The following is a 15,327-nucleotide window of genomic DNA, read 5'->3' as shown; positions in this document are numbered from 1 at the left end:
CTTTGAATCCGCAATTTAAACTGATCAGCTTTACTCTCCTTTTGAAATTCGTTTGAAGTATGTTGGGTTCTTGAAACCGTGTATAGGAAAATGAGATGAAAAAGGCTAAGTAAAGTTCAAAGCTTCTCAATTCTTTAAAGGAGGCTATATTTATCAATTACTTAGGTGTTGATATTAGTAAAAGAAGTAGTGTCGTAGCTCATTATCATAACGATCAATTTCAAAGAGAATTTACCATTCAAAATAATAAAAATGGTTATAATTATTTATTAAAGTATTTGAATGATTTAGACCACCTACAAATCATTTTTGAATCTACTGGTATTTATTCAAGAGGTATGACTCGATTTTGTCGCGTAAATCAAATTAATTATATTGAGATGAACCCGTTAGAAGCTAAATTCAGAACAAGTTCTTTAAGATCATGGAAAACCGATCAAGCTGATGCACATAAACTTGCGCTTTTGGCATTCAATATGAAGGACGCTAAAATTCAACGTCATACTGAAGAAATATATTTTGAGCTTAGAGAACGTGCAAGATTTCATTTAGAAATGGAAAATGATCAAAATAAACTAAAGGTAGAATTAGTTGAAGTGCTTCATCAAACATTTCCAGGCTTAGAAAAGTTATTTAAAAATAGGTACTCTAAGATTGCTTTAAATATAGCTAAAGTATTTCCTCATCCCAATTGTGTTTTCGCATTAACACATGACGAATTAACTCATACCATACTTAATTCAACAGCTAAAGGCATGTCCATTAAAAAAGCTCAAAAGTATACGAATGATTTGATTTCAATAGCACAAAATAGCTTCCCTACAGTTAAACAATCTTCATTTCTCGTAGAGAAATTAAGACATCTATGTGATAAATTACTTAAATCTATGCATGAAAAAGATTTGTTTGATAAAGAGATGATTAAATTAGCTAAGACAACTGATGCGTTTGAAAATATAGTTTCTATTCCTGGGTTAGGAGAATTAACCACTGCTTTACTGATTGGAGAGCTTGGAGATATAACACATTTTGAAACAAACAAACAACTCAATGCGTATGTCGGAATTGATATAAAACGTTATCAATCAGGTAATTCTATGAGCAGAGATACAATTAATAAAAGAGGTAATAAGAAAGCTAGACGTTTATTGTTTCTAATCATCATGAATATCATTAGAGGACGAAATCGTTATAAAAATCATGTTGCAGACTATTACTACAAATTAAGAAAGCAGCCAAATGAGAAACCTCATAAGACTGCAGTCATAGCTAGTGTGAATCGTTTGTTAAAAACCATTCATTATCTTATTACTAACAATCAATTATATGATTATCAAAAAGCACCACACTAATGTAACCATATAATCATATACATCATAACACCTTATTCAAAAAAATTAAATTGAACGGGCTAATTTAGTAATGCTTATTTTAAACATAAAGACTTGACTAATCGTAGGAAATAGAGCCTGGGACATAAATACCAAAATAAATAGCTCGAAGATGATTTTGATAAAAATCGTCTTCGAGCTTCCTTTTTATTGTCATGCTTCGTATTATATAGGCTCGCTTTCCGAGGGGACAGCCTCAGCCTGTAGTCTTCGGCTCGTCCTGTTCCCTCAGGAGTCTCGCTATAAATACTTCGCTTATATATGTAATCATTCACCATTATACTTAAAAAAATAAGGCACTTTCGTATAATTTAATTCATCACAACAAAAACTAAATTAACGAGGTGCCTAAGGAAATTAGTCGCATCTAGTGCGGCTAAACTGATGATAAAAGGAAAAAATCCGAGATTTTTCGTTTTTTACGAAAACCTCGGATTTCATCGATTATTGAGACAATTTTGTCTCAGGCTCTTCCTTTTTACGATATGACTTCGTTTTTACACGTCATCATTTACTTTTATAGTTAAAAAATGTTAATCTATCAGATTTATTTTTTTGCTGCTTCTTGCAATTTTTTTATAGCGGTTCTTTGTAAACGTGATACATGCATTTGGCTTAAACCGATACGCTCTCCAGTTTCTTTTTGACTCAATCCATCTATAAAAGTACACTGGATAATTTCTCGCTCACGATCAGATAAAATAGGTAAAATCCGTTCAAGTATCATACGTTTTTCAGTTAAGTCGAAATTTTCATCTTGTTGTCCCATAATATCTAATAATGTAACCGTTGAACCGTCTTTATCCGCTTCGATGGAATGATCCACACTCAGTGCATTATAACTCTGACCCATTTCCATCGCTTCAAGAACGTCCTCTTCTGAAACTTCAAGTCTATCAGCGATTTCACTGATTGAAGGTGATCGTTCTAATTCGTTCGTTAATTCATCGCTGACCTTTTTAATCCTCGGTCCTATTTCTTTTATTCTACGTGGGACATGGACACTCCATGTTTTATCACGTAAATATCGCTTAATTTCACCTATAACAGTCGGAACCAAGAAAGCTTCGAATTTTCTATCAAAAGATAAATCAAATCGATTAATCGCGCCTATAAGTCCAACCATACCCACTTGCACTAAATCTTCATGATGCGATTGGCCTTTTGAGTATTTATAGGCTAAGGATTCAATTAACTTTTCGTAGTGTTTAACGAGCTTTTCTTGCGCCTCTTCGTCATGATGCTCTTGATGTGCTTGAATCCATTGGTTGATTTGTTCAGGTGAAACAGCGTTAGCTGATTTCGACTCTTTCGCCATTATTTCGCACCTGCTCTTTTCTAATATACTTAATCATACTAATCGTAACACCAGTTTCTTTATCAACTGTCACTTCATCCATCAACGATTCGATTAAGAATAAACCTAAGCCACCTTCTCTTAAAAAGTCAATATTTTCATTTTCTTGGTAAGGGCCTAGATTTTGTTTAGTCTCTTGGTAGTTAAAGCTATCACCTTGATCAGAAACAATGATTTTAATACGATCTGATTCAAGTTCAAAACCAACATTGATGTAGCCTTTTTCTTCTTTGCCTTTGTATGCATGTTTCACTGCATTCGTCACAGCTTCACTTACAGCAATCTTTGCGTCTTCAATATCATCATAAGTCGCACCTGCACGTGTAAAAACTCCAGAAAGTGTTAAACGAATTAAACTCACATATTCAGCTGAAGCAGGAAGTCTCATTTCAATGAAATCATTTGCATGTGTCATTTTATTCGACCTCCGTTCCTTCGTTGACATGCATTAAATCATCAAGACCTGTAATTTCAAATAATCGTTTAATCCTATCATTCACACCTAAAATATATAATTCTTTTTCATGTTGATTTAAAGCTTTTAAAGTCCCGACAAATAAACCTAGTCCAGTTGAATCCATGTAGGTCAAATTTTCTAAGTTTACATAAATATCGTGTGTCCCTGCTTGTCGAATGGGCACCAACACTTTTTCTAACTCTGACACAGTTGCAACGTCAAGTTCACCAGCTACTGAAATATCATAATGCGTCTTGTGTTCTTGCGTTTCTATATTAAGGTTCATTATTGATTACACTCCTACGTTTATTCTCTACTTAACTTTCTTACCCATTTCTAATCAATTGTAATCTTACTATCTTATTTAATGTACGCGCTTAATAATAAGTATTGTAAGATCATCACGTTTACCAGACTTTTGTACTCTTAAAAGCTCTTCGTATAAAAGTTGCACAATATCTTGTGGATGCAATGATTTATATTCAAGGATAAAATCAAGGATATTTTGTGTATTGATGAAATGTCCATCCTCTTTGCGTATTTCAGTCACACCGTCTGTGAAAATAATAATCATATCATCAATTTCAATCACTATCTCTTGCTGTTGATAACGAACGTGAGGGCTTACACCTAAAACGCGGCCCCGTACTGTAATTTCTTCAAATTCATTGGTTTTTGCTCTAAAAATATACCCCGGCTCATGTCCAGCAGAGCTACAGTAAAGCACATGGTTTAAATCTTCGTATAAACCATAAAACATTGTGACAAACATGTTCTGATTAATATTTTTTTCAACTACACGATTTAAGCGCTTCAAACCATCATTAGGCAATTGAGAGTGGCCATAAGAATCCATACCAAATTTAATCATACTCATTGCCAATGCTGCCGGGATGCCTTTACCTATGACATCAGCAACAGCAAAACTCATCGTACCATCTTTATGATCAATCAAGTTAAAATAGTCGCCGCTCACATGTTGTGCTGCAACTGAAATGACACCAATTTGAATGCTATCAAATTGAGGGATGTTTGTTTTTAACATCGTTTGTTGTAATCTTGAAGCTACATCTAACTCTTTGTCATGAACTTCAACTTTGTTAACTAAATTTTTATAATCTTGATAATTATAGCCGAAGCTTTCAACGACTGTCTTTAAAACGTCTAAGCTCTCAATCATCTCTGATTGACTTAATGAATTGTTTTTAAAAAACTGTTTATGTATACACACAAAATCTTCAGGTACTAATGCATCGTCTCGTAAATCCTTCGAAAATGATTGCGCTTGTTTCAATACTTTTTCTCTATTTTCGTGCTTTAAAAATTGACGCACGAGTTCGAAATAGCGCAATTTGCTTTCTTCCGACATTAGACGTCCCCCTTCACTTTATAAAAGCTAAAAGGCTTTAGGAGAGTTGTCCTAAAGCCTATTTATGATGATTCATGTTCAGTCCTAAACTAATACCAAGTGCGTAATTAACTTCTTTCATCTTTTCTTCAGATAAAAATGTTAATTTCTCTTTAAGTCTCTTCTTATCGACCGTTCGAATTTGTTCTAATAAGATGACAGAATCTTTGTCGAGCTTATATTTATTTTTTTCTATTTCTACATGCGTTGGTATTTTAGCTTTATTAATCCGACCAGTAATTGCTGCGACAATAACAGTTGGACTGTATTTATTTCCAGTGTCATTCTGAATAATAACTACGGGCCTTACTCCCCCCTGTTCAGAGCCCTGTACTGGTGATAAATCTGCTAAGTAAACGTCCCCGCGCTTCATTTAGTCATCCTTATAATCTGATAACAAGTGTGATTCATTACAATCACAGGCTTCACATTCAACTGAATATGCTTCAGTTGCTAGGGAGAGATTCAAATCTGCCATTTGAACATAGCCTTCTTTTAAAGATTGTTCTAAATTTTTAAATCTTGTTTGATTGAATGCTGACATAAATAGGACCTCCATATCAATACAACACATTAAAAAATTCTCTGATTACTGATTATAATATCAAAAATCAGTCGGAAGTACCATACTATTTTAATAATTCGTTCGAGATTTCGGTCATTTCTTTTGTCACATATTGACGCGCGATACGTCTGCCTAAATTACAAAGGACTTCATAATTAATTGTTTGCTGTTGTGCTGCTAAAGCTTCAACAGATTGTGATATGTGTGCCTGGTTATCAATTAAAATCACTTCATCACCGAGCTGTGTATGTCCGGGCACACGAATTGCTGTCTGATCCATGCTTACACGTCCAACCACTTCACATTGGAAAGCACCTAAACGCACATTTGCATGTTGCATTGAACGTAAATAACCATCTGCATACCCAATAGGAAGTAAAGCAACATGCATATCTTCTGGGGCCTTAAATGTATGACCATAGCCGATACCTTCACCTTTACGGACATGTTTAACTTGCATCACTTGTGACACTAACTTTGCTGAAGGCTTCAGCTTAGCTGTTGCCTTTTCTTCTATGAAAGTTGAAGGATAATAACCGTACAAAGCGATACCAGCTCTAAAGGCATTACATAATGCAGGATCAAAACGTAATGCACCAGCAGAGTTTTGTATATGAATATACGGTGGATGGTCAGTGCTTTCAATCATTTCTTCAAAACGTGTATATTGTTGTTGCGCGGAATCATCATCCTCATCTGCCGAATGAAAATGCGAAAAAGCTCCTTCAAACACCAATAAATCATGTGCTTCTATCATTGCTTTCACTTCATGATACGTTTCTATATCTTTAATCCCTAATCGATTCATTCCAGTATCCAATTTAATGTGCATCCATAAAGATTTATCTGTATCACTATCGATATATGAAATTGCCGCTTCTAACCATGATTTTGAAGGAACGGCTACCGCAACACGATGTTGAATCGCTTTGTTAATTGCATCAGGTGGTATGCTTGATAAAATTAAAATCTTCTCTTTAATACCATGCATTCGTAGCTCTATCGCCTCATCTAACGTTGCTACACAAAAGAACTCTGCCCCTAATTGACTAAGATGCTGAGCAATTTGTATACTGCCTAAACCATAAGCATTTGCTTTAACAACAGGCATCAATGTTTTATTCGGTTGCAGTTTTGTTAATGCATAATAATTTTCTGTAATTGCATCTAAATCTATTTTCAATGTGGTGGTACGATAATACTTTTCTGACATTCAAGTCACCTTCCTCAATTATTAAAGCGCATTCCGCTATGTTCCTATTCATCTTTTTCTAAAATCACTTGACTCACGGCATACTGTTCTGTGTGCGTAATGGATACATGGACTTTAAACCCTTCATATTGTATCGTAGGTTTCCCCATTTCATCATTTTCACAATGAACATCCTGAAATGACACGCTTTCCCCTATACCTGTGCCTAATGCTTTGCTAAAAGCTTCTTTTACAGCAAAACGTCCAGCTAAAAACTCAAGCCGCCTTCTTTCTGATTGGATATTGTTGAAAGTTTCTCGCTCCCCAGAGGTTAAAACTCTATCTGGAAAACGGCTTTGGCGACTTAGTATTTTACGCATCCGTGACATTTCAACTAAATCTATTCCTATTCCAAATATCATGAAATCTCTTCATCTCCATCATTCATCTGATTCGACGTCGCATTCTGAGGAAGATCAAGGTCATTTTGACTTTCCTGTTTTATAAATTTCATTATTTTTAATGCGACTTGCTTATCAATATAAGATACTTGGTGATTTCCGCCTGCAGTAGAAAGCGTTAATGTTGCGAGATGGAATTTCCTCATAATCCATCCTTCATTTAAATCCACATTTTGAATTCTAAAGAGAGGAATCGTATCTTGCCTGATAAATATAAACCCTTCTCTCACTGTAATTAGATCTTTTGTATAGTGATATCCAAATATTCGATATTGATAAATAGGATTTAACCATACATATATAATAAGGTACAACAGCCATATTACAGCAATCAAACCACTTAAAACAAGCATCCATTTATTCCACTCTAAATAAAAAGCTGCCACAAGACTCGCAATGAGTACCATCAAGATGATTGTAGCAACTATCACTGCTACAACTCGCATTGCTTTAGGACCCTGCTTACTCATTTTTTCCATGATACGCTGTTGCACCTCCTAAATACCATTGATTATAAGCCTTCGCTTTATCTTTATCTTCAAAATTTAATCCAACTTTTTTATTGATTGAGCCACTTGCTAAAATAAATCGAAAATGTGTCAGGCTTGCTCGTCGCATAAAAGGATGTGCACTTTCTTGATAACCTAAAACTTTGTCTTTTTTAAAGTAAGTCGTTTTAAATCCAAATCCTGTTACTTTACATACCGACGCCTCATCTTTACTGAAGTATGCGCCAGAATAAAGTGTCGCAATCCAACTGTGTAATACGAAATAAGCAATGATAATGACAGTCGGTATCCAAATCCATGTCCATAAATAATCATTAAGCGCCCATACGATAGCTATAAGAATGAGCGAAATTATCCAAAAACGTCTATGAAACCCACGCCACGGCATCCCTTTTTCAACTTGATGAAAAGCCATATCCGGAACTAATGATGAAATTAACGTTTGTGCTTCTTTTTGTTTGATAAATGGTAACACCGTGATGCGACCAGTGATCGTATCGTCTTCTGTATCCGAATCCATGTCACTTGTAATAATAAATGCATATTCCGTATAACCAAGCATGTGTCTAATAAATGACTTTTCTTCTTCAATCGCTTGAATTCTTGAAATTGGAAGGGTCATAGTTTTTACATTAAACAAACCATATTTAACTTTTAAGAAATCGCCATTGCGAATAAGGGTGAATTGATAAAATCGAATCATATTCATCAACACACCGGCAATATAGGCAATGAATAAAATCGCAAAAATAACGATAAACGTGGCAATTGTAATATGCGATACAAAACCGTTGACTTGAGAAAAGATTTTATCCCAAGGAATCACATCGGAGAGCGCTGACAGTATTGGTAATATCGTAAGTAATGCGACAAAAAGCGCCCCACTCGTCATACTCATGAATAATAAATTTTTCAATGATAATTGATAAACGTGTATATCTTCATGTTGGGCATTGTTAGCAGTCGTATCCTCAAGTTGAATATGTTCATTCACTGTTTCAACTGTTTCAGTTTTTTCAATTTCGCGCTTCGTTTTTTCTATTTCTTGTTGAATCCAAACGCTTTGTTGCTTTGTGACCATGTCTAAGGTTATGCCATCGCTAGGTGTTTTAATCGTAAGTTTTACGCCCCCTACAAGTTGATGGACAATATTTTGAGTGATATCAACAGATTGTATACGCTTAATATTCAATTCTTTACGTTCTAAATTAAAAAGACCGCTTGTAAGTACAAAATATTCATTCTCTATCCAATAACGAGTACGAAAAATTTCAACAGAACGTCTTAAAAAACTCAATACAAACAAAATTGTAAGAATTCCAGGCCACACATAGTTTTTTAAATCTGTAAAATCAAATGAATCTAATTGAAATATAAGAAAGACAACAATCAATATAAAATTATCTTTAATTGCCGTAATCAATGACAATATATATGAAATCGGATGCAATTTTTGCGGACTATACATCTGCATCACCACCTTTAAGTCGGTTGACACAATAGACTTCAATACGTTTCGCATCTTCACCGAGAACGAGAGGAAGTTGGATACTATGACCCGCGGTAGTACAATGCAACTGTTGCAATTGATAATGCCTTTGTAACGGTCCATTTTCACGCGAAATACTTTGAATCCGCTCTATTTGAATGACTTCATATTTTCTAAACCACCATCGTTTTTGAATTTCAATATGATGCGCTGTTAAGCGATATGTATAATAGCGATAATAAATAAACGGCTTTACTATAAAATAGATAAGCGCCATGACTGCTACTACGGCAAAGAGGTATATCATATTCATCCATAAGTCATAATATAACCATAGCCAACTCGCAACGCCAATCAAGACGATTACGACGCAACATTGTATGACACTTAATATTTTCATATATGTCAATGCCACCTTTGGGGGGTGAAGAAATTCAAATTCCATAATGATTTAACACTCCTCAATAAATTTAGCATCATTATATCACAAATCTTTATGTAGGCTGAATGCATTCCAATGCCTTTTCAAGTGCATTTTACTTTTTGAACATGATTAAAAGAGGCCAAACAATGCCTAACAGATGCGTTATAGACACCACTCATCAGTGTCTGCTTCAACGCTTCTGTATACCTGATTGTCTAACCTCTTTAAAATTAATGGTCATCATCACAACACAATGACGTACTTTAACTAATAGTCATATTGTACGGATTGTTTATAATAAAGTTGCCTATTTTTGATGATCTGCAAAAGTGCGGCCCTTCTTCACTTTCGTTTCTCTTTTATGTTTAAAGTTACCTTTTTTGTTGTTATTATTTTGTTTAAAATTGCGGTTTGATTTAGAGTGACGCTTATTATTGCCTACTTTACGATTTCCTTTTGGTGAACGATTTTTACGTGCTAAAGGTTTTTCAAATGTAAGTTGTACTTCAACTTCATCATTTGATTCAACAAGTTCTTGTAATAATGCTGTGACAAGTTCTGTTTGATCGTAAGTTTCTAATAATTGTTTCGCAATATTTTCTACACGTGGTTCTTTATCAGCTTCCATCCAATTTTGAACCTTACTCTTAATTTCATCTTCACGAGCTTTTAAAACTTCTTTACGATGTGGCGGTCTTAATGCGCGCATTTGACGACGATTCGTTTGCTCGATTTGACGGATATAATCCATTTCAATTGGGTTAACAAAAGTAACAGCGATACCATGTTTACCTGCACGTCCTGTACGACCAATACGGTGTGTATAGCTTTCAGTATCTTGAGGGATATCAAAGTTATAAACGTGGCTTACACCTGAAATATCAAGTCCTCTCGCCGCCACATCTGTAGCTACTAAAATATCGATTTGATCATTTTTAAATTTTTTCAAAACTTCAAGACGTTTCGCCTGTGTAATATCACCGTGTAAACCTTCTGCTTTATAACCTTTAGATAATAATGCACTTGTTAACTCATCTACACGACGTTTTGTACGTCCAAATACAATAGCTAATTCAGGTTGATGAACGTCTAAGAAGTTCGTAAACGTATCAAATTTCTCTAATTCTTTCACAATTGTATAATACTCATCAATTTGTGGATCAGAAATTTCATTGTTCATCGTTTTAATAATTCTTGGTGACTTCATGAATTTTTGAACCAATTCTTGTATTGCCTTTGGCATTGTTGCTGAGAACAACATTGTCTGACGGTTTTCAGATGGTAATTTATCCATAATATAACGCATATCGTCGATGAAGCCCATATTCATCATTTCATCCGCTTCATCCAAAATTAATGTTTCGATAGATTGCGTTTTTAAAGTACGACGATTAAGGTGATCAATCACACGCCCTGGTGTACCTACAACGATTTGTGGTCCACGTTTTAAAGATTTAATTTGACGATCAATTGGCATACCGCCAAAAACAGTGACAACTTGAACTTTTTGCCCACGACTAAATTCTCTCAATTGTTCAGCCACTTGCATCGCTAATTCACGTGTCGGTGCTAAGATTAAAGCACGCACACCTTCTTTTCCAATTACTTTTTCAATAAGTGGAATACCAAACGCACCTGTTTTTCCTGTTCCAGTTTGCGCTTGTCCTAATATATCGATGTTTTCGAGTGCATATGGGATACTATCTTTTTGGATGGGTGTCGGCTCTGTAAAACCCATTGCCTCGAGGGTTTCAGCTGTACGTTCTGAAACACCTAAATTTGTAAAATTTTGCAAAGTAATTCTCCTTTTTTGAATCATAATTCTCATATATTTTTGTCAAATAAGTTTAATCTAACTTCTACATATTACCATCTTAGCCACAATACCGCAATAAACGAAAAATCAATATCATTTAAATTCTTATACATTTTCTAAGGATTTAAATGATATTGCTAACAACTAAAATGAGACTGATATTAAACTTTTTAGGTTACGCCTTTACAAGCGCCTCGACCACTTCTTCTAGACGCATGCCTCTTGATGCTTTAACAAGAACAACGTCACCTTGATCTACAATAGAAGTCAAATAACGAATCATCTTCTCTTTTGTATCAAAATGAATCGCTTCGTCCACATGATGTTTTCCTTTTTCATGAATTTCCATTGCCGCCTCACCAAACGTATACAGACCATTAATCCCTTTACCGTCCAAATATTGACCGACACTTGCGTGCATGATTTTAGATTGTGCCCCTAGCTCTAAAACATCACCTAAAATTAATATTTTATTACCTTCTAAAAGTGTCAATGTTTCAATGGCAGCTTTCATACTTGTAGGGCTTGCATTATACGCATCATTGATAATCAATGCACCATTTTTAGCTTTAAATTTTTGCATACGCATGTCAGTCAACTGTAATTGATTGAGTTGTTGTTGGATTTCATCGTGTTGAATATTTAAAGCACGTGCAACCGTAATCGCAATGGCTGCATTTCGCATATTGTGTTCGCCTAACACTGGGATTGAGTATTGTTCATTGTCATTTAATTTAAATACAATTCCTTCATCATGATGCGAAACAATTTCACATTGTACATCATTGGAAGCATTTCGCCCAATGCTGATGACTTTAGCTGATTCTAAAGTGTCAACATGAGGTTGCAATAAAGGCTCGTCCCCATCATATATGAAGTAGCCTCCTGGTTTTAAACCTTTAACGATTTCAAACTTAGCTTTTGCGATGCCTTCACGTGAACCCAAATCTTGCAGATGTGACTCACCAATGTTCGTTATAATCGCAAAATCCGGTTGTGCAATTGTAGATAACAATTCAATTTCGTGAAAACCAGACATTCCCATTTCTAAAATCGAAATTTCTGTATCTTTATTTAGATTTAAAATTGTTAACGGCATACCGATTTCATTATTGTAATTGCCCTGTGTCTTTTGTACACGGTAATGTCCGGCTAAGACATTTTCAATCATATCTTTCGTTGTCGTTTTACCGTTAGAACCAGTAACAGCAATAACAGTTGGAGATACATATTGAAGATAAGCTTTTGCTAATTGTTGTAACGCCACTAGCGTATCCGAAACTACAATCACCGGACCCGCTTGTGGGAATTCAACTGAACTTTGCGCTTCAAAGAAAGTTGCCCCAGCCCCGTCGCGCAATGCTTGCTCAGCATATTGGTGACCATCCACATTTTCACCTTTGAAAGGAATAAAGAGCTGACCTTTTTCAATCTTTCTAGAATCAATAGTGACGCCTTTAATCTCTACATCTAAATATTGTGAATCAATTTTACAATCTATCCATTCAGCAATTTGTTTTAACGTGATATTAATCATTGTCCAAAACTCCTAGTCAATGCGATGTTTATTTTTTTGTTTATCTGCATATCGCTCTTTTGCTAAATCTATTAACTTAGTAATTAATTCCGAATAAGAAACGCCCATGTTTTCCCACAGTTTTGGATACATACTATAAGCTGTAAAACCTGGCATCGCATTCGTTTCATTAATAAATATTTGATTATCTTCTGTAACAAAGAAATCAGCGCGTAATAATCCAGAACAGTCGGTCGCTTTAAAAGCTTCCACCGCCATATTGCGTAAAGTCATTTGTACTTCTTGGTCTAGCTCTGCAGGGATCGCTAACTTCACTTTTCCATCTTTATATTTTGACTTGTAATCATAAAATGCAACATCTTTCACGACTTCACCTGGCCAAGTTGTCTCTGGATAGTCATTTCCAAGCACAGCCACTTCAATCTCACGCGCATTCACACCTTGTTCGATTACTAGTTTACGGTCAAATTGAAATGCTTCCTCTATCCCTTGAATTAAAGCTGCTTCATCTTCACATTTACTAATTCCGACACTTGAACCTAAATTTGCTGGTTTAACAAATACAGGGAACTCTAATTTATCGTGGACTAACTTAAGAATGTTTTTACGGTACTTTTCGTATTCACTTCGTAAAAAACTTACATATGGGAGTTGTGGTAAACCGCGATGTGCAAATAATTGTTTCATAACGAGTTTATCCATTGAGCTAGATGCAGCCAATACACCATTGCCTACATAAGGAAGATCTAACACTTCAAATAATCCCTGAATCGTACCATCTTCACCATTAGGCCCATGTAAGAGTGGAAATACAGCGTCATAACGGCCACCTTGGCTGCTATCTGTTAACATCGTAGAAATATCTCCTTCTACGTTATTCGCCATTTTTAATTCATCCGTACTTGTAATTTCTTCGGTAATGTTTTCTGTTTTCTTCCATTTACCTTCATTAGTAATATAAATAATATCAATGTGGTAACGTTCTTTATCTATCGCATTTAATACGTTTTGCGCTGTTAAAATAGACACATCATGTTCAGCACTTTTACCACCATAAATGATACATAAAGCTTCCTTTGACATAAACCCGCCTCCATATATTTCGTCTAATCTACATCTTACCATGACAAACATTTGTATTGCATTTATTTTTCGGCATTATTAGCAATTTGATTACAACTTATGTAAAATCGGTATATAATGAAAACAAAAGAAATAATGTGTAAAGGAGATTGACATGGTATCTTCTCGACAACAAACGCAAAAGTCATTTTTGCGACGGTTAGACTGGCAGTTAATTACGCTTATTACTGTCCTTTTTGTAATTAGTATTATGACGATTCATTCAGCAATGGGGGGCGGCCAATATAGCTTAGATTTTGGTTTAAGGCAAATTTTTTATTACATACTTGGTGCAATCATTGCTTTTATAATTATGTTATTTTCACCTAAAAAAATACGAAAATATACTTATATCATTTACTTTATATTTATTGTTCTATTATTAGGATTAATCATTTTACCTGAATCTGCAATAACACCTGTGATTAACGGTGCTAAAAGTTGGTATCGCTTCGGCCCTATTAGCATTCAACCTTCAGAATTCATGAAAATCGTACTGATTTTAGCCATCTCAAAAGTTGTTGCCCAACACAATCGCTTCACTTTCAATAAATCTTTCGAAACGGACTTAATGTTATTATTTAAGATTGCTTTTGTGAGTATCATTCCAATGGCCCTTATTCTGTTACAAAACGATTTAGGAACAACACTCGTGATACTTGCGATTATCGCTGGTATTGTGATTGTAAGCGGTGTGACTTGGAAAATTTTAGCACCTCTATTTGGTACAGTCATTATAATTGGATTCGCCTTAATTTTATCCATTATTTATAAGCCAAGTTTAATTGAAAATGTGGCTGGTATTAAAACATATCAATTAGGCCGTATAAATTCATGGTTGGATCCGTATTCCTACAGTTCGGGGGATGGATTTCACTTAACGGAATCTTTAAAAGCCATTGGATCAGGTCAATTAATAGGAAAAGGTTTGAATAACGGAGAAGTCTACATTCCAGAAAATCATACAGACTTTATTTTTTCAGTAATTGGTGAGGAATTTGGCTTTATCGGGGCTGTCGTTCTTTTAGGTATCTTTTTACTATTGTTGATTCATTTACTACGCATGGCGACGAATGCTGATGATTTATTTAATAAGTCTTTTATCGTTGGTTATGCAAGTTTATTATTATTCCATATCGTTCAAAACATAGGTATGACGATTCAATTATTACCTATTACAGGTATTCCGTTACCCTTTATAAGTTATGGAGGAAGTTCGTTGTGGAGTTTGATGACAGGGATAGGTGTAATTTTAAGTATTCATTATCATACGCCTAAAAAATATGATGAAAATCTCAATACGACGAAAACTGCGAGCCCTTCCCACAATTGATTCACAATTCATAAACACATATAGAAAAAACACTTAGATGTCATCGAGCTTGTACATCTAAGTGTTTTCTTATTTAATACGATTAATATTTTCAGTTGCAGGTTTGGGATTAGGTAGCGTACGCATAATATCAAATCGGGATTTGGTTTTCTTAACTTTGACACCGATTGAAGACAACATTTGAACTACATTTTGAAGCTTGTCATTCTTTTTTGCCATGAAATCACCCCATACTTAGCTTATCTACTACCCTTATATTACCCCAA

17 protein-coding genes are annotated in these 15,327 nt (G+C 34.8%); 2 read left to right on the top strand and 15 right to left on the bottom strand.

Going from position 1 to position 15,327, the window contains the following annotated elements:
* Nucleotides 1–152 precede the first annotated feature (152 nt).
* The gene (locus tag MUA40_RS03835; RefSeq protein ID WP_281182775.1) at nt 153–1,352 is read left to right on the top strand and encodes an IS110 family RNA-guided transposase; all 1,200 of its coding nucleotides are present in this window, start codon (nt 153–155) and stop codon (nt 1,350–1,352) included.
* 586 nt (nt 1,353–1,938) lie between these two features.
* Here MUA40_RS03835 and sigB read toward each other — a convergent pair.
* From sigB to MUA40_RS03765, 14 genes are all read right to left on the bottom strand, one after another.
* Nucleotides 1,939–2,709, bottom strand: a complete 771-nt coding sequence (sigB, locus tag MUA40_RS03830; protein WP_016426492.1) for an RNA polymerase sigma factor SigB — start codon at nt 2,707–2,709, stop codon at nt 1,939–1,941.
* Nucleotides 2,684–3,163, bottom strand: a complete 480-nt coding sequence (gene rsbW, locus MUA40_RS03825; RefSeq protein WP_167732819.1) for an anti-sigma B factor RsbW — start codon at nt 3,161–3,163, stop codon at nt 2,684–2,686. Before rsbW ends, sigB begins: the two co-directional genes overlap by 26 nt.
* Before the next feature lies 1 nt (nt 3,164).
* On the bottom strand, nt 3,165–3,491 hold the full coding sequence (locus MUA40_RS03820; protein ID WP_016426490.1) for an anti-sigma factor antagonist: 327 nt from the start codon (nt 3,489–3,491) through the stop codon (nt 3,165–3,167).
* 78 nt (nt 3,492–3,569) lie between these two features.
* Nucleotides 3,570–4,574, bottom strand: coding sequence for a SpoIIE family protein phosphatase (locus MUA40_RS03815; RefSeq protein ID WP_262569916.1), 1,005 nt, complete (start codon nt 4,572–4,574; stop codon nt 3,570–3,572).
* 58 nt (nt 4,575–4,632) lie between these two features.
* Entirely contained in the window at nt 4,633–4,986 is a 354-nt protein-coding gene (locus MUA40_RS03810) for a type II toxin-antitoxin system PemK/MazF family toxin (RefSeq protein ID WP_016426488.1), read from the bottom strand.
* On the bottom strand, nt 4,987–5,157 hold the full coding sequence (mazE, locus tag MUA40_RS03805; RefSeq protein ID WP_016426487.1) for a type II toxin-antitoxin system antitoxin MazE: 171 nt from the start codon (nt 5,155–5,157) through the stop codon (nt 4,987–4,989).
* Between the two features lie 85 nt (nt 5,158–5,242).
* Entirely contained in the window at nt 5,243–6,391 is a 1,149-nt protein-coding gene (gene alr, locus MUA40_RS03800) for an alanine racemase (RefSeq protein ID WP_262569915.1), read from the bottom strand.
* 44 nt (nt 6,392–6,435) lie between these two features.
* Nucleotides 6,436–6,792 carry a holo-ACP synthase gene (gene acpS, locus MUA40_RS03795; protein WP_016426485.1) on the bottom strand — a complete coding sequence of 119 codons (357 nt, stop codon included), beginning with the start codon at nt 6,790–6,792 and terminating at the stop codon, nt 6,436–6,438.
* Entirely contained in the window at nt 6,789–7,310 is a 522-nt protein-coding gene (locus MUA40_RS03790; protein ID WP_126496614.1) for a PH domain-containing protein, read from the bottom strand. Before MUA40_RS03790 ends, acpS begins: the two co-directional genes overlap by 4 nt.
* Nucleotides 7,294–8,808, bottom strand: a complete 1,515-nt coding sequence (locus MUA40_RS03785; RefSeq protein WP_155976489.1) for a PH domain-containing protein — start codon at nt 8,806–8,808, stop codon at nt 7,294–7,296. The genes MUA40_RS03790 and MUA40_RS03785 overlap by 17 nt, the downstream gene beginning before the upstream one ends.
* Nucleotides 8,801–9,229: a PH domain-containing protein gene (locus MUA40_RS03780; RefSeq protein WP_167512901.1), complete on the bottom strand. Its 429-nt coding sequence runs from the start codon at nt 9,227–9,229 to the stop codon at nt 8,801–8,803. Before MUA40_RS03780 ends, MUA40_RS03785 begins: the two co-directional genes overlap by 8 nt.
* Before the next feature lie 331 nt (nt 9,230–9,560).
* Nucleotides 9,561–11,048, bottom strand: coding sequence for a degradosome RNA helicase CshA (gene cshA, locus MUA40_RS03775; RefSeq protein ID WP_016426481.1), 1,488 nt, complete (start codon nt 11,046–11,048; stop codon nt 9,561–9,563).
* A 196-nt stretch (nt 11,049–11,244) separates the two neighbouring features.
* Entirely contained in the window at nt 11,245–12,606 is a 1,362-nt protein-coding gene (locus tag MUA40_RS03770) for a UDP-N-acetylmuramoyl-tripeptide--D-alanyl-D-alanine ligase (protein WP_126496612.1), read from the bottom strand.
* Nucleotides 12,607–12,618: 12 nt separating this feature from the next.
* The gene (locus tag MUA40_RS03765; RefSeq protein ID WP_016426479.1) at nt 12,619–13,689 is read right to left on the bottom strand and encodes a D-alanine--D-alanine ligase; all 1,071 of its coding nucleotides are present in this window, start codon (nt 13,687–13,689) and stop codon (nt 12,619–12,621) included.
* Nucleotides 13,690–13,843: 154 nt separating this feature from the next.
* On the opposite strand from MUA40_RS03765, the gene MUA40_RS03760 reads away from it, so the two are divergent.
* Nucleotides 13,844–15,061: an FtsW/RodA/SpoVE family cell cycle protein gene (locus tag MUA40_RS03760; RefSeq protein ID WP_016426478.1), complete on the top strand. Its 1,218-nt coding sequence runs from the start codon at nt 13,844–13,846 to the stop codon at nt 15,059–15,061.
* Between the two features lie 69 nt (nt 15,062–15,130).
* On the opposite strand, the gene MUA40_RS03755 is transcribed toward MUA40_RS03760, so the two are convergent.
* Nucleotides 15,131–15,280, bottom strand: coding sequence for an Lmo0850 family protein (locus MUA40_RS03755; protein WP_164905407.1), 150 nt, complete (start codon nt 15,278–15,280; stop codon nt 15,131–15,133).
* Nucleotides 15,281–15,327: the final 47 nt, after the last annotated feature.

It is taken from the genome of Staphylococcus schleiferi (genome assembly GCF_025558325.1).
Taxonomy (GTDB): domain Bacteria; phylum Bacillota; class Bacilli; order Staphylococcales; family Staphylococcaceae; genus Staphylococcus; species Staphylococcus schleiferi.
The sequence above is the reverse complement of the archived record's forward strand: the minus strand, read 5'-3'. Positions and strand labels throughout refer to the sequence as shown.